Source organism: Pseudonocardia asaccharolytica DSM 44247 = NBRC 16224 (assembly GCF_000423625.1).
GTDB lineage: Bacteria > Actinomycetota > Actinomycetes > Mycobacteriales > Pseudonocardiaceae > Pseudonocardia > Pseudonocardia asaccharolytica.
This window is the reverse complement of sequence record NZ_AUII01000023.1, coordinates 13,149-28,509: the sequence shown is the minus strand read 5'-3', so window position 1 is coordinate 28,509 and position 15,361 is coordinate 13,149. Positions and strand designations below refer to the sequence as shown.

12 protein-coding genes are annotated in these 15,361 nt (G+C 72.2%); 9 read left to right on the top strand and 3 right to left on the bottom strand.

Translation table 11 applies throughout. The annotated features are described in order from the left end of the window. Nucleotides 1-21: 21 nt before the first annotated feature. Entirely contained in the window at nucleotides 22-1,998 is a 1,977-nt protein-coding gene (acs, locus tag G567_RS0119190; protein ID WP_028931259.1) for an acetate--CoA ligase, read from the bottom strand. Between the two features lie 287 nt (nucleotides 1,999-2,285). Here acs and G567_RS0119185 point away from each other — a divergent pair, with 287 nt between their 5' ends. Then, the gene (locus tag G567_RS0119185; RefSeq protein ID WP_028931258.1) at nucleotides 2,286-3,041 is read left to right on the top strand and encodes a Fic family protein; all 756 of its coding nucleotides are present in this window, start codon (nucleotides 2,286-2,288) and stop codon (nucleotides 3,039-3,041) included. Nucleotides 3,042-3,453: 412 nt separating this feature from the next. On the opposite strand, the gene G567_RS0119180 is transcribed toward G567_RS0119185, so the two are convergent. After that, nucleotides 3,454-4,275: an HAD family hydrolase gene (locus tag G567_RS0119180; protein ID WP_028931257.1), complete on the bottom strand. Its 822-nt coding sequence runs from the start codon at nucleotides 4,273-4,275 to the stop codon at nucleotides 3,454-3,456. Nucleotides 4,276-4,715: 440 nt separating this feature from the next. Between G567_RS0119180 and ssd the strand changes: the two genes are divergently transcribed. From ssd to G567_RS0119145, 7 genes are read left to right on the top strand one after another with little or no spacing between them, the layout of a single operon-like run. Continuing rightward, entirely contained in the window at nucleotides 4,716-5,819 is a 1,104-nt protein-coding gene (ssd, locus tag G567_RS0119175) for a septum site-determining protein Ssd (protein WP_028931256.1), read from the top strand. 32 nt (nucleotides 5,820-5,851) lie between these two features. Next, on the top strand, nucleotides 5,852-7,039 hold the full coding sequence (locus G567_RS29905) for a TadA family conjugal transfer-associated ATPase (RefSeq protein ID WP_373865891.1): 1,188 nt from the start codon (nucleotides 5,852-5,854) through the stop codon (nucleotides 7,037-7,039). Continuing rightward, nucleotides 7,033-7,842, top strand: coding sequence for a type II secretion system F family protein (locus G567_RS0119165; protein WP_028931255.1), 810 nt, complete (start codon nucleotides 7,033-7,035; stop codon nucleotides 7,840-7,842). The genes G567_RS29905 and G567_RS0119165 overlap by 7 nt, the downstream gene beginning before the upstream one ends. Continuing rightward, nucleotides 7,839-8,576 (top strand): type II secretion system F family protein, encoded by a 738-nt coding sequence (locus G567_RS0119160; RefSeq protein ID WP_028931254.1) that lies wholly within the window; start codon nucleotides 7,839-7,841, stop codon nucleotides 8,574-8,576. The genes G567_RS0119165 and G567_RS0119160 overlap by 4 nt, the downstream gene beginning before the upstream one ends. A gap of 39 nt (nucleotides 8,577-8,615) precedes the next feature. Beyond that, entirely contained in the window at nucleotides 8,616-8,903 is a 288-nt protein-coding gene (locus G567_RS36925; RefSeq protein ID WP_051233296.1) for a DUF4244 domain-containing protein, read from the top strand. 26 nt (nucleotides 8,904-8,929) lie between these two features. Beyond that, nucleotides 8,930-9,259 carry a TadE family type IV pilus minor pilin gene (locus G567_RS0119150; RefSeq protein ID WP_211223972.1) on the top strand — a complete coding sequence of 110 codons (330 nt, stop codon included), beginning with the start codon at nucleotides 8,930-8,932 and terminating at the stop codon, nucleotides 9,257-9,259. Beyond that, entirely contained in the window at nucleotides 9,256-9,735 is a 480-nt protein-coding gene (locus G567_RS0119145) for an Rv3654c family TadE-like protein (protein ID WP_245585706.1), read from the top strand. Before G567_RS0119150 ends, G567_RS0119145 begins: the two co-directional genes overlap by 4 nt. A 479-nt stretch (nucleotides 9,736-10,214) precedes the next feature. On the opposite strand, the gene G567_RS29900 is transcribed toward G567_RS0119145, so the two are convergent. Further along, nucleotides 10,215-12,638: a DEAD/DEAH box helicase gene (locus G567_RS29900; protein ID WP_245585705.1), complete on the bottom strand. Its 2,424-nt coding sequence runs from the start codon at nucleotides 12,636-12,638 to the stop codon at nucleotides 10,215-10,217. Nucleotides 12,639-12,966: 328 nt separating this feature from the next. On the opposite strand from G567_RS29900, the gene G567_RS0119135 reads away from it, so the two are divergent. Beyond that, nucleotides 12,967-15,270 carry a sodium-translocating pyrophosphatase gene (locus G567_RS0119135; protein WP_028931250.1) on the top strand — a complete coding sequence of 768 codons (2,304 nt, stop codon included), beginning with the start codon at nucleotides 12,967-12,969 and terminating at the stop codon, nucleotides 15,268-15,270. Nucleotides 15,271-15,361: the final 91 nt, after the last annotated feature.

The following is a 15,361-nucleotide window of genomic DNA, read 5'->3' as shown; positions in this document are numbered from 1 at the left end:
CCCGAGGACAGCCGGAGCCCGCTAATCCTCCGATTTGCCTTCGCGCAGGCCGGTCGCGATCTGATCCATCACCGACGAGTCGGCCAGGGTGGTGACGTCGCCGATCTCGCGGTTCTCCGCGATGTCCCGCAGCAGCCGGCGCATGATCTTGCCCGAGCGGGTCTTGGGCAGCTCCTCGACGACCATGATCTGGCGCGGCTTGGCGATCGGCCCGATCTCGGCGGCCACGTGATCACGCAGCATCTTGATCGACTCGGCGCCGGTGGCCTCGTCGGCGATGGCGTCGCCGCGCATGATCACGAAGGCGACGATGCCCTGCCCGGTGGTCACGTCCGACGCGCCGACCACGGCGGCCTCGGCCACCGTCGGGTGACTGACCAGCGCCGACTCCACCTCTGTCGTGGAGATCCGGTGCCCGGAGACGTTCATCACATCGTCGACGCGGCCGAGTACCCAGATCGCGCCGTCCTCGTCGATCTTCGCGCCGTCCCCGGCGAAGTAGTCGCCCTGCTCGGCGAACCGCGCCCAGTAGGTCTCCCGATAGCGCTCCTCGTCGCCCCAGATGCCCCGCAGCATCGCCGGCCACGGCTCGTTGAGCACGAGGTAGCCACCGTGACCGCGGCCCACCGGCTCACCGGAGTCGTTGACGACCTCGGCGCTGATCCCGGGCAGCGGGCGCGTCGCCGAGCCCGGCTTGGCGGCCGTGACGCCGGGCAGCGGCGAGATCATGATCGCGCCGGTCTCGGTCTGCCACCAGGTGTCCACGACCGGGCAGTTGTTGTGCCCGACGTGCTCGCGGTACCACATCCAGGCCTCGGGATTGATCGGCTCGCCGACGCTGCCGAGCACCTTCAGCGAGGACAGGTCGTACTTCGCGGGGATCTCCGCACCCCACTTCATGAACGTGCGGATCAGCGTCGGCGCGGTGTAGTAGATCGTCACACCGTACTTCTGGATGAGCTCCCAGTGCCGGCCCTCGTGCGGCGTGTTCGGGGTGCCCTCGTACATCAGCGAGGTCGCCCGGTTGGCCAGCGGCCCGTACACGATGTAGGAGTGCCCGGTGACCCAGCCGATGTCGGCGGTGCACCAGTAGACGCTCTGGCCGGGCTTGTGGTCGAAGACCACGTGATGGGTGTAGGCGCACTGGGTCAGGTAGCCGCCGGTGGTGTGCAGGATTCCCTTCGGCTTCCCGGTGGTCCCGGAGGTGTAGAGCACATACAGGGGGTGCTCGGAGTCGAAGGCCTCGAACTGATGGGTGTCGGGCTGCCGGTCGACCACGTCGTGCCACCAGATGTCGCGGCCCTCGGTCCACGGGACCTCCGCCTCGGTGCGCTTGACCACCAGGACGTGTTCGATGGTCGGGGTGTCCGCGACCGCCTGGTCGGTGTTCTCCTTCATCGGCCCCGGCTTCCCGCGCCGGAACTGCCCGTCCGAGGTGATCAGCAGCTTCGCCTGCGCGTCCTCGATCCGCGAGCGCAGCGCGCTCGGGGAGAACCCGCCGAACACCACGCTGTGCGGGGCGCCGAGCCGGGCGCAGGCCAGCATCGCGACCACCGCCTCCGGGATCATCGGCAGCTGGATGGCCACCCGGTCGCCGGTCTTGACCCCGAGCTCGACCAGCGCATTGGCGGTCTTGCACACCTCGCGCTGCAGCTGCGCGTAGGTGATGACGCGGGTGTCGCCGGGCTCGCCCTCCCAGTAGAACGCGACCTGCTCGCCGTGACCGGACTCGACGTGCCGGTCGACGCAGTTGTACGCGACATTCAGCCTGCCGCCGACGAACCACTTCGCGAACGGAGCGTTCCACTCCAGGACCTCGTCCCACCGCTGCGCCCAACTCAGCCGCTCGGCCTGCTCGGCCCAGAACGCCGCACGGTCCCGGTCGGCCCTCGCGTACCAGTCCGCGGTCGCGTTCGCCTGCGCCGCGAACTCCTCACTCGGCGGGAAGGTGCGGCTCTCGGTGGACAGGTTGCTCAGCGTGGCGCCGGACTCGGCCATCTCCTCGTCCCCTCTTTCGTCCCTGCGCGATCGGTCCGCGATGGTGTCAGCGCGCTCGCGCTCCTGGTCAGACGCTAGTGCTCAGCGGTCCATTGCGCACCGTCAGTACGGACAGGCGCGCAACTCCCCTGGCGGAGAGCGGTCGCTTCTCGCGTCGGAGTACACGCTGACCGAGAGCCACAAACTCGCGGAAATGAGGAGTATCACATTCGGGTCCCGGGTCCGAGCCGCCTCTCGCGGCACCGCCCGACGGCCACCACGGTCGTCACGGGTGACAGCATGAGGGCGTGTCCCTCAGGAGTGCGTCGGACCCACTCGCCCCGCTCGTCGACCTGCCCGGGGTCGCCGATGCCGTCGACCGGGCCCGTGGTGCGGTGACCGCCGTGCACAACCACCCGGTCAACCGCCGAGGCTGGCCGGCAAGCGCTGCCGAGGCCGGACTGCGTGCCGCTCGTGCCTCCGCCGCCATCGACGGCGCCCCGCTCGCCCCGACCACGGACGAACTGGTCACCGACCCGGTACTGGCCGGTGCCGTGCGCGCCGCGGACGAGCTGAACCGGCTGCTTGACGTCTGGCGCGGCGCCCCGCTGCAAGCACTGGCTCGACTGCACATGCTGGCCGCGGCGGATCTGGTCCCCACCGACCGGTACTCCGAGGAACTCGGCCGTCCGCGCCGCGAACCGGGCGGGTCCACCCGGCTGGCGCTGCTGGCCGACCTCGTCACCGGCGGAACATCGGCGCCCGCCCCGGTCCTCGCGGCGATCGTCCACGGAGAACTGCTGACGCTGGCGCCGTTCACCGAAGCCAACGGGGTGGTGGCCAGGGCGGCGGCGCGGCTGGCCGCAATGGCGGCCGGTCTCGACCCGAGGGGTCTCGCGGTGCCCGAGGTCGGGCACCTGCGGCAGGCGGCGGAGTATCGCGCGGCCGCGACGGGATTCGCAGTCGGGACACCCGACGGTTTGCGGTCCTGGCTGCTGCATTGCTGTGCGCAGTGGGAGGCCGGGGCCAGGGAAGGGATATCGATCGCCGAGGCGCGCACGTGACCGTCCCGGCAGGCGAAGGACGGCACTCTCTGCGAGAGCGCCGTCCTTCTGCGCACGAACGCCGAGATCCAGGCGTGCACTACGTGTCGTGCTCCGGCCTCGGCGTCCAGCGTCCCGGTACGCAGGCCCACGACGACATGCCTCCCGCGGCGTGCTGTGCGTGGAGTGCTCGACGTTCGTGCACGGAGCCCAGCCGGGGGAGGCGGTACTTCTCTTCCGTATCGCCCCTGGCCAACTGAGGTCCGTGACACCTTTCTAGTCGGTGGTCCGGGACACATCAAGAGTTGCTCCGGGTGCATCGGTTCAGGCGCGGTGAGTAGCGATCATGACGTCGGTGTGACGCCGGGGGCGGCCGGGAGAGCCGGTATCGACGAGGTACGCGCAGTTCAAAGGCCGGGTCGGGCGCTGCCGCTCAGCGGTTCGGAGGACGCCGGCGACGTCTGCGTGACCGACCGATCCAGCCCACGCCCGCGAGCCCGAGGGCACCGAAACCGGCCGCGGCGAGCGCCGTCGCAGGCGCCGTCCAGAGCCGGGTGCGAAGCGCCACCGGATCGGCGAACGTGAGCACGGGCCACCCGCGCTGCTCGGCTTCGCGGCGCAGCGCGCGATCGGGGTTGACCACCGTCGGGTGTCCGACCACCTCCAGCAACGGCAGATCGGTGATCGAGTCGGAATAGGCCCGGCAGTCGGCCAACCGATAGCCGCGCTCGGCCGCGATGTCCCGAGCAGCCTGCGCCTTCTCCCTGCCGTAGCAGTAGTACTCGATCTCCCCGGTGTAGTGGCCGTCGCGCACTGCCATCCGGGTCGCGAGACAGCGGTCGGCACCGACGAAGACCGCAATCGGTTCGACGACCTCGAGCCCGGACGCGGACAGGACGATGACCTCCTCGCCCGCCGCCTGATGCGCGGCGATGAGCGCGAGCGCCTCGGCATAGACGAGCGGCTCGACGATCTCGTGCAGCGTCTCGGTGACGATCGAGCGGATCTGCGCGACCTCCCAGCCGGTACACAGCTCGGTGATCCGGTTGCGCAACAGGTTCATCGTGTCGGCGTCGGCGCCGGAGAGCATGAGCAGCAGCTGGGCGTAGCCGCTGCGCAGCGCGGCTCGTCTGCTGATCAGGCCCTCGCGGCGGAACGGGCGGCTGAACGCGAGCGCGCTCGACCCGGCGATGATCGTCTTGTCGAGATCGAAGAAGGCCGCCGCCCTGGGCGGTATCTGGGTGGCACCGGGCACGCCGCCGGAGCTTGCCAGACGGCGGCGAGATTGGGCTGGGCACGGGGCGCGGGTACCCATACCTTCGACCGGGCAGCACCGAAACCCACATCCGCTCAGAGATGGGCGTTGCGGGGGGGTTGCGGCTACAGTTGTGGTTGGCCCGGTCGATACCGGGCGAGGTTCAGCTCGACCCCCCGGGGCTGAACCGACGACGACCCCCGCCAATCCCCCCTGGCGGGGGTCGTCCTTATCGGTCCGTTCTCATGGCATCCCCCTCCAGCATGCCCGATTGCCCCGACAGTTCGTGGCCGTCAGCTCGCTGCAACGGTGACCTGTCCACATCGGCACCCGGTTGTCCACAGGTTCGAGATTCGTCCCCCGCGCGGCGGCGCGCAACCGCAGGCTGGTTCTCGCCGCGTCCGCTGCCGGACGGACGGGACGAACCGAGGAGAGCTGGTATGGGTGAGCGACGCGCGTTGGTGATGGTCGAGGATCCCGAGCTGCTCGATGCCGTGCTGCGGCTCGCGGCCGCGGCCGGCTGCGAGCTGCACCGCACCGTCGACGCGGCCGACGCCCGTCGGCATTGGACCGATGCCCCGCTCGTCCTGCTCGACCCGCCTGCCGCGCAGCGCTGTGCCCGTGGCCGGATGCCGCGACGGGACAGCGTGGTGGTCGCCGTGCGTGGCGAACCGCCGCCGACCGTGTGGGAACAGGCCGTCGCGGTCGGCGCCGAGCATGTGGTGTCGCTTCCCGACGCCGAACCGTGGCTGGTGTCGGCGTTCGCCGAGGCCGCCGAGGGGGCACGGGGCGCAGGTCCGGTACTCGCCGTGGTCGGCGGACGTGGCGGCGCGGGCGCATCGGTGCTGGCTGCCGCGGTGGCCATCCAGGCTGCGCAGGACGGCTCCCGCGCGCTTCTGATCGACTGCGATCCGCTCGGCGGCGGCCTCGACCTCGTCCTCGGCGCCGAGGACGTACAAGGGCTCCGCTGGCCCGACCTGGCGGTCGCCGGCGGTCGGGTGCCGGCCGCAGCGCTGCACGCCGCGCTCCCGGCGCCCGCGACCGGTCGGTATCGGGGCTGCGAGCTCGCCGTACTGTCCTGCGACCGGTCCGCGCGCGGGCCCGCTGCCTCGGCGGTGTCCGCCGTCGTCGAGGCCGGCAGGCGGGCAGGTGAGACGGTGGTCTGCGATCTGCCGCGCTATCCCACGGACGCGGCGCTCGCCGCGCTGCATGCCGCCGACCTGACCGTCCTCGTCGTGCCCGCCGAGGTCCGGTCCTGTGCCGCCGCCGGCCGGGTCGCAGCGGTGCTCGCCGAACAGACCGGGGCAGTGCACGTTGTCGTGCGCGGCCCGGCCCCCGGTGGTGTCGCCGCCGAGGAGGTCGCCGCGGCCCTCGGGCTGCCGCTGCTCACGACGATGCGGCCGGAGCCCGGGCTGGCGCGTGCGTTGGAGCGGGGCGCTCCGCCCGATCGCCCACGGGGACCGCTGGCCGGTGCGGCGCGCGCCGTGCTCGCCGCGCTGCGTGCGGGCGTGGGGACGACGAGCGCAGGGGTGGAGACATCGTGACCGAACCGTCGAGGTCCCCGTTCACCGTGGCGGTGGCCGGCACCGAGGATCTGCCCGGCGGGCCCCCGCCTGCTCTCGTCGACAGAGTCCGTTCCCGGCTCGCCGTGTCCGGCGGCGAACCGACCTCGGCCGCGGTCGCCGCAGCGATCCGGGCCGAAGCCGGTGGGGTGGCCTCGGATCTCGATGTCCTCGCGGCCCTGCGCGTCCTGCGCCAGGAGTTCGTCGGAGCCGGCCCGCTCGACGAGCTGCTCCGTGACCCACGCACCACCGACGTTCTGGTCAGCGGCCCAGCCGCGGTGTGGGTGGATCGAGGTTGCGGCCTGCAGCGCGCCGACGTCCGCTTCCCCGACGAGGCGGCGGTCCGCAGGCTCGCCCAGCGACTCGCCCTGAGCGCGGGCAGGCGGCTCGACGATGCGAGCCCGTACGTCGATGGCTGGTTGTCCGAGGCCGGGGTCCGGCTCCACGCGGTGTTGCCGCCCGTCGCGGCCGACGGGACATGCCTTTCGCTGCGGGTGCTCCGGCCTGCCGCGCACGACCTGGCCGCGCTGCGGAGGCTGGGCACAGTGAGCGCCGAGGGCGAGGCCCTGCTGCGCGCGATCGTGGCGGCACGGCTGGCGTTCCTGGTGTCCGGCGGAACGGGCAGTGGCAAGACGACGCTGCTGACCGCGCTGTTGAGCAGCGTCGACCCATGCGAGCGGATCATCACCGTGGAGGACGCGGAGGAGCTGCGTCCCCGCCACCCCCATGTGGTGCGGCTCGTCGCGCGGCCGGCGAACATCGAGGGTGCTGGCGGAGTCGGGCTGCGCGACCTGGTCCGTCAGGCCCTGCGCATGCGGCCCGACCGGCTGGTGGTCGGCGAGGTGCGCGGAGCGGAGGTCTGCGATCTGCTCGCGGCGCTCAACACCGGCCATGACGGAGGCGCGGGCACCGTGCACGCGAACTCGGCCCGGGAGGTGCCGGCCCGGCTCGAGGCACTGGCGGGTCTCGGCGGGCTCTCCCGGGCCGCGCTGCACAGCCAACTCGGCGCGGCGGTCCAGGTTGTCCTGCACATGCGTCGCCGACGCAACGGCGGCCGGGTGCTCGACGGGCTGGGGGTGCTCGACCGCGACAGTGCCCAGGTTGCGGTGCGCCCGGCGTGGACGCGGTCGAACGGCTGGGCGGAAGCACGACCGCAGCTCGGCGAGCTGTTCGCCGACCGCGGGGCAGCGGCACCATGGTGACCGCAGCCGCAGCGATGCTTCTGGCGGCCGCGCTGCTGTGCGCGCCGGCCGCCCCCGCCCGCGGGCGGCTGCGGTCGGTGGCAGGGCCGATCTGGGCGGTCGGGCGCCAACTGGTGCGAGCGCCGGGGCGCGTGTGGTTGCTCACCGCGGGGGCCGGGCTCGGTGCCCTCGTGGCCGGATTCGGGGGAGCCCTTGCCGGAATGATGGTCGTCGGCGTTTGGGGGCATCGCCGGTCGCGGCGTCGCCATGAGGCCGCCGTCGAAGCGGCGGGCGGCGAGCTTGCCGACGCGCTGGCTCGGATGACCGACGAGCTGCGCGCAGGCGCCCACCCGGCCGCCACACTCGCCGGTATCGATGCCGATGGGCCGCAGGCACGGGCGGTGCTTGCCCCCGCCGCGTCGGCCGCCCAACTCGGCGAGGCGGTCCCGGCCGCGCTCGCCCGCCCCGGCGGACACGCCGCCCTGACAGCCGACGTCGAGCGGATCGCCGCGGCGTGGGCGCTCGCCGACCGGCACGGTGTTCCGTTGGCCGATCTGCTGGGCGGAGTACAGGACGACCTGCGCTGGCGGATCGCGTTCGGCAAACGTGTCCGGGCCGAGCTCGCAGGCCCGCGGGCCACCGCGGCCGTCCTCACCGGGCTGCCCGCGCTCGGGCTCGGCCTCGGCCAGCTGCTGGGCGCCGAGCCCCTCGCGGTGTTGCGAACCGGTGTGCTCGGCCCTGCCCTGCTCATCATCGGCATCGGCCTCACCGCGGTAGGCGTGCTGTGGAGTGAGCAGATCCTGCGCTCGGCGGTGCCCCGATGAACAACGGCACGGATGCGGTATCCGTCCTGCTGTTCGCCGGAGCCCTGCTCCTCGCAGCACCTCTGGCCGGGCAGCGCAGGCTGCATGAGCTGACCCGAGTTCACCCAGCCGTCCCGGCGATCGAGCCGGTTCGCCTGCGAACCCCCTGGATCGTTGTCGGCGGGCTCGCCGTGGCTGTGCTCGGTGGCGCAGCCGCGAACGTCGCCGCCGGGATCGCGCTCGGTGTCGCGGCGACCGGAGCGCTCATCTTCGCCACCCCCAGGCTGCGAGCAGGCGACGGTGCCGCCGATCGCGACGACGGCAGCCTCGCCGGCGGCTGGGAGTTGATCGCGGTGTGTCTGGAGGTGGGTCTGCCGGTGCCCGTCGCGGTCGAGGCAGCCGCGGCCCGGCTGCCCGGCCGAACGGGCACACATCTGCGCCGGGTGGCCGGGCTGCTCCAGCTCGGCGCCGACCCCGCCGACGCCTGGCGCACCGCTGACGCCGTTGCAGCCTTGGCCGTCTTCGGGCGCGCTGCCCGCCGCTCGGCCACCACCGGCGCCGCGCTCGCGCAGGTCGCCCGGACGGAGGCGACCCGGCTGCGCGCTGAGTTGATCGATACCGCACGAGCCCGGTCGCAACGTGCCGCCGTGCTCATGACCGGCCCTCTCGGCCTCTGTTTCCTGCCCGCATTCCTCGTCCTCGGCATCGCCCCGGTCGTCATCGGCCTCACGGGCGACGTCCTCGCGCAGTGGTGAGTTCTGCCCGGTCACGGGCCCAGCAGAAGGAGAAGTCCGATGCCCACCTCCACCGTCAGCGCCGCACCGACGCCCGTCACGTCGATCACGAGGATCCAGCCCGCTCCGCTGCACAGGCCCACCGAGGCGCCCCGCCGAAGGCCCGCGCTGCGCCACCGGCTGCAGACCCTCGGCCGCGCCGACGACGGCATGTCGACGGTCGAATACGCGATCGGCACACTCGCCGCCGCGGCATTCGCCGCGATCTTGTACACGGTCGTCAGCGGCGAATCTGTCGTGACCGCGCTGACCGACCTCGTGCGGCGTGCCCTTTCGGTGACGTTCTGATGGGCGGAGGGGCCGATCGCGGAGCCGTGACCGTCGAGGCCGCGGTGGCCCTGGCCACGCTCGCGGTGGTCACGGCGACGGCGCTCGGCTCGGTCGCCACGGTCACGGCCTCGGTCCGCTGCATCGATGCGGCCCGCGAACTGGTCCGGCTCGCCGCGCGGGGGGAGCCGGAGCGGGCGCGCTCGGTGGCCACCGGCTTGGCCCCGTCCGGGGCCATGATCGAGCTGACGGTCTCGGGCGACGAGCTGCACGCGGAGGTCAGCGCCGTCCCGGTACGGTTGGTGCCGCTGCGCGTGAGCGGCCGCGCGACCGGGGTGCTCGAACCCGGTGTGCGCACCGGGCGGGGATTGTCGTGACCTCGGTGGTCCGGCAACGTCGCCACGAGGTTGCCGGTGTCCGGGCCCGTCCCGGGGCTCCCGGCTCCGTGATCGCCACCGACGCCGGGGTCGCAACGGTATGGGCGGCGCTCGCGGTGGTGGCGATCCTCGGCGTCGTGTTGGTCGGGCTCGATCTGGGAGCCGCGGTGGCGGCGCGGCATCGGGCCGAGGCGGCCGCCGATCTGGCGGCCCTGGCGGCCGCGGGCGAGGGAGCACACGGTCAGCGGCCGGCCTGCGAGCGCGCCCGACACATCGCCGAGATGACCGGCGGCAGGCTGCGGCGATGCGTGCTGCTCGGCTGGGAGGCGCAGGTCGAGGTCACGGTGAGCCGTCGGCTCGGACTGCTCGGCCCTACCGAGGCGCACGGGCGGGCCCGAGCCGGACCGGCCCTCACCCAGCATCCGCTACCGGCCGGAGCCCGGAGCCCGGCCCCGCAGCCCCTCACCGGCGCGTGAACCCACGGCACCCGGAGGCGGCGACGTTCCATCAGCGGATCGCCAGCGCGGTGGGCGGACATCCCGGATCGGTGACCAGCATGGCTGCTATTTCGAACGTCAACGATGAGCGGTCGGCAAGGCCGGGTGAGCGGGTTCGGGTCGGCCGACCGGACCAACGCGGCCATCCCCTCCTCACAAGCGATGTTACGTACCGGACGGTCAAGCCTCACTCGTCGTTGCCTGCACACCAATCACCGACAATGGCTGGCGGCGGGTGGACCGGGTCCTGCCTACTAGGAGGCGTCACCGGGCCGGCATGGCCGGGCCGGAGACTCCGCACACGCTCCCCAGACTGCGGTGGGGCCGGAGCGCCTGATGACGCCGACCCCCCAATTCGGCTCCACCGCATCCCGGCCGCCGACGACCGGCCCGGCCCCCGACGGGCCGGTCGTCGGCGGCCAACCACGGGCCGACCGCCATCGTTCGGCAGGTCCCCATCATCCCTCCGCGCGGGGCAGGCGCGCCGTGACCACATCGAGAATCGCCGCGGCCCCGGCCTTGTCCAGCGGTGCGTTGCCGTTGCCGCATTTCGGCGACTGCACACACGAGGGGCACCCGGCCCGGCACTCGCAGTCGGCGATGGCGGAACGGGTGGCGCGCAGCCATCTGCCCAACACCGCATGGCCGCGCTCGGCGAGGCCCGCGCCGCCGGGGTGGCTGTCGTGCACGAACACCGTCGGTCTCTCGGTCTGGGGATGCCGTGCGGTCGACATTCCGCCGACATCCCAGCGATCGCAGATCGCGAACAGCGGCAGCAGACCGATCGCGGCGTGCTCGGCCGCGTGCAACGACCCAGGGATGCGGGCAGCCCGGATGCCGGCCTCTCCGAGCGCCTGATCGTCGACGGTGTACCAGACGGCGCGGGTGTCGAGAGTCTGGGCGGGCATGTCCAGCGGGACGGTCTCCAGCACCGTGCCGTCCATCGCCCGTCGCTGGTACCCGATGACCTGCGTGGTCACCCGGGTCTCGCCGAAGAACACCTGAACGGAGCCGAGGTCGCGGTGGCTGCGCACCGCGACGATCTCGACGTCGGAGGTGGAGCGGGCATCGGTGCGCCAATCCGGTGTCGCCGCGCGGACCAGCGCCATCCCGGTCTCCAGGTCCAGCGACTCGACGACGTAGCTCTCGCCGCGGTGCAGATAGACCGCCCCAGGGTGGGCCGTCCCGGGGGCCGAGGTCGCCTCCACCGTGCCGAGGAACCGCCCGGTGTCGGCCTCGACCACGGCGACCTGCCCGAGCCCGGAGCCGCGGATATCGACCGCGGCCGCGGGCTGGTCCTGCGCGGACGGCCAGAACCACCCGGCGGGGCGCCGCCGGAGCACCCCGTCATGGACGAGCTCGTCGAGCACCGCGGCGGCCGCGGTGCCCTCGAATATGCCGTCGACGTCCGCCTCGGTCAGCGGCAGCTCAGCGGCGGCGCACGCCAGCTGGGGAGCCAGCACGTAGGGGTTGGAGGGGTCCAGCACACAGCCCTCGATCGGGGCGCCGAGCAGCGCCTGGGGGTGATGCACGAGGTAGGTATCCATCGGGTCGTCACGGGCGACGAGCACCACCAGCGCTTCGTCTCGGACCCGACCGGCCCGACCCGCCTGCTGCCAGAACGACGCGCGGGTCCCCGGGAACCCGGCCACGACGACGGCATCCAGCCCCGCGATATCGACGCCCAGCTCGAGCGCGCTGGTGGTGGCGACGCCGAGCAGATCACCGGCGGCGAGCGCCGACTCCAGGGCGCGGCGCTCCTCGGGCAGATACCCGCCGCGATAGGCGGCGATCCGACGCACCAGGTCGGGATCGACCTCGGCAACGGCCCGTTGCGCCCCGAGCGCCGTGAGCTCCGCGCCGCGGCGGGACCGCACGAAGGCCAGCGTCCGGGCGCCCTCGACCACGAGATCGGCGAGCATTCGGGCGGATTCGGCCTGGGCCGCCCTGCGGACGGGCGCCCCGTTCTCACCCGCCAGCTCCGGCAGCAACGGCGGCTCCCACAGCGCCACGGTCCGCCCGGCGCTCGGCGATCCATCCTCCGTGACAGCGACGACGTCGCGCCCGGTCAGCGTGCGGGCGAACGCGGCCGGGTCGGCCACCGTGGCGGAGGCCAGGACGATGGTCGGGCGGGCGCCGTACCGCCCGGCTACCCGCAGCAGCCTGCGCAGCAGCAGCGCAACATGCGATCCGAACACGCCGCGGTAGGTGTGGCACTCGTCGAGCACGACGAAGCTGAGCCTGCGCAGAAAGGTGGCCCACCGGCCGTGCCGCGGCAGCAGCGAGCGGTGCAGCATGTCGGGGTTGCTGAACAGCCAGCGCGCATTGCGACGGGCCCAGTCCCGCTCCTCCATCGGCGTGTCGCCGTCGAACGGAGCTGGACGCAGTCCGTCGATGCCGAGCGCCGTCAGGGCCCGGAGCTGGTCGGCCGCCAGGGCTTTCGTCGGGGACAGGTACAGCGCGGTCGCTCGCGGATCGACCTCGAACCGCGACAGCACCGGAAGCTGGTAGACCAGCGATTTCCCTGATGCCGTCCCGGTGGCGACGATGACGTCACGGCCGGCGTGGGCCAGTTCGGCGCACTCGGCCTGGTGGGTCCACGGTGCCGCCACCCCGGCGGCCCGCAGCGCCTCCACCACGCTGCCGGGGACCCAGGCGGGCCAGGCCACCCGGCGGCCGGGCCGCGGAGGCAGCCGCACCGCATGGCGCAGCGGGTTCCCGGATTCGGCATCGGACGACCCGCGCGGCGAGCCGAGCTCGAGTACGGCTCCGGGATCGATACCGGAGCCGGCCAGCACCCGGCGCAGGAGTCGCTCGCCCCGCCCGGCTGGATCCGGGGCCGGCCGCGCGGGACCACCTGCTCCGTCCGTCACCGCACCCACACCCGAGGAGGTTGGCACAGACGAGATGAGCAGGAACGAGATGGACAGGAACGAACCCGATACGGCGGAGCGACCGGGACCCCGGCCCCGACGCCACGCCCGATCCGGAGAGACTCTTCCGGGCATTTTTCTCGTCCAACATTCTATGGAAATCGTGGCCGAAACGTTACAAAATCCGATTGGCACCGGCCAATGCCATCCGGGCCGGAACGCACTCTTACACTGCACCTGCCTGTCGCTGGCCTCACCAGCAGGGACGGGCAGAAGATGACGCCAGGGATGCCGTCACGTTCCCTGGCAAGAGTAGTTCCACGAACCAGGAGGACGGATGTCCGTGTCCACCCTCGCGCAGGGCCTCGAGCTCGCCGCGAGTGACCGCGTCGTGGTCGGCGTGGTCGCGGTGGTCGCGCTCGCCGCCCTGGCCATCGGCTACATGCTGCTCAGGGAGGTTCTGGCCGCCGGCCAGGGCACCTCGAAGATGCAGGATATCGGCCGAGCGGTCCAGGAAGGCGCCGCGGCGTACCTCAATCGACAGTTCCGCACGCTCGGCGTCTTCGTCGTGATCGTGTTCGTGCTGTTGTTCGCGCTCCCCGCGGACGACATGATCGAACGCATCGGGCGGTCAGTTTTCTTCGTCATCGGCGCGGCCTTCTCGGCGACCATCGGCTATCTGGGAATGTGGTTGGCGACCCGCGCCAACATCCGGGTAGCCGCGGCCGCCCGAGAGCAGGGCGGCCGGGAGAAGGCGACCCGGATCGCGTTCCGCACCGGTGGCGTCGTCGGCATGTTCACAGTCGGCCTCGGCCTGTTTGGTGCGGCGCTGGTCGTACTGGTCTACGCCGGCCAGGCCCCGAAGGTCCTGGAGGGCTTCGGCTTCGGCGCCGCGCTGCTCGCGATGTTCATGCGCGTCGGTGGCGGTATCTTCACCAAGGCCGCCGATGTGGGCGCCGACCTGGTCGGCAAGGTCGAGCAGGGCATCCCCGAGGATGACCCGCGCAACGCCGCCACCATCGCCGACAACGTGGGCGACAACGTCGGTGACTGCGCCGGCATGGCCGCGGACCTCTTCGAGTCCTACGCCGTGACGCTGGTCGCCGCGCTGATCCTGGGCACGGCCGCGTTCGGCCTGCAGGGTCTGCTCTTCCCGCTGATCGTGCCCGCCATCGGCGTGGTCACCGCCGTCATGGGCGTCTACATCACCAAGGCGAGGGAAGGCGAGAACACCCTCAAGGCGATCAACCGCAGCTTCTACATCTCGGCGGTCTTCGCCGGCGCGCTCTCGATCGTCGCCGCGTTCCTGTACCTGCCGAGCAGCTTCGGTGCGCTCGTCAACCCGACCGACGACTCGGTCACCAGCCTCACCGCCGACCCGCGGATCATCGCCTCGGTCGCGGTGGTCATCGGCATCGTCCTGGCGGGTGTCATCCTGTGGCTCACCGGCTACTTCACCGGTACCGAGGACAAGCCGGTCAAGGACGTCGGCCGCTCCTCGCTGACCGGCGCCGCGACCGTCATCCTCTCCGGCATCTCGATCGGCTTCGAATCGGCCGTCTACACCGCGATCGTCATCGCCGCGGCGGTGTACGGCGCGTTCCTGCTGTCCGGTTCGATCGTCGTCTCGCTCTTCGCGGTGGCGCTGGCCGGAACGGGCCTGCTCACCACGGTCGGGGTCATCGTCGCGATGGACACCTTCGGCCCGGTGTCGGACAACGCACAGGGCATCGCGGAGATGTCCGGGGACGTCGAGGGCGACGGTGTGGACATCCTCACCGAGCTCGACGCGGTCGGGAACACGACGAAGGCCATCACCAAGGGCATCGCGATCGCGACCGCCGTGCTCGCGGCGACGGCCCTGTTCGGCTCCTACCGCGATGCCATCACCAAGGCGCTGGACAAGGCGGGGGTCGCCCTGCAGGACGCGGGCAGCGCGTTCGCCTACGAGGTGTTCAGCCCGAACACCCTGGTCGGCGTGATCATCGGTGCCTCGGTCGTGTTCATGTTCTCGGGGCTGGCGATCAACGCGGTGACCCGCGCCGCCGGCGCGATCGTCTTCGAGGTCCGCAGGCAGTTCCGGAGCAACCCCGGGATCATGGAGGGCACCGTCCGGCCCGAGTACGGCAGGGTCGTCGACATCTGCACCCGCGACTCGCTGCGGGAGCTGGCCACCCCCGGCCTGCTGGCGATCTTCGCTCCGATCGCGGTCGGATTCGGCCTCGGCGTCGGCCCGCTGGCCGGCTACCTGGCCGGCGCCATCGCCACCGGCGTGCTCATGGCGATCTTCCTGGCCAACTCCGGCGGCGCTTGGGACAACGGGAAGAAGCTCGTCGAGGACGGCAACCACGGAGGCAAGGGCTCGCCCGCGCACGAGGCCACCGTCATCGGTGACACCGTCGGTGACCCGTTCAAGGACACCGCTGGTCCCGCCATCAACCCGTTGATCAAGGTGATGAACCTGGTCTCGGTGCTGATCGCACCGGCGGTCGTGGCGTTCTCGGTCGGCGACTCGGCGTCCGCGCCGATCCGCATCGGCATCGCGATCGTCGCGGTCCTGATCATCGTGTCGGCCGTCGTCGTCTCGAAGCGCCGCTCGACCTCGCTCACGGAAACCCCGGCGGAGAGCGCGGTCGGCTGATCAGCCGGCACCGTGCCCTCGGCTCGACAAAGGCCGCCCACCCCGTTCGGGTGGGCGGCCTTTGTCACACCATCGGCCTCCGAGTAGGGTC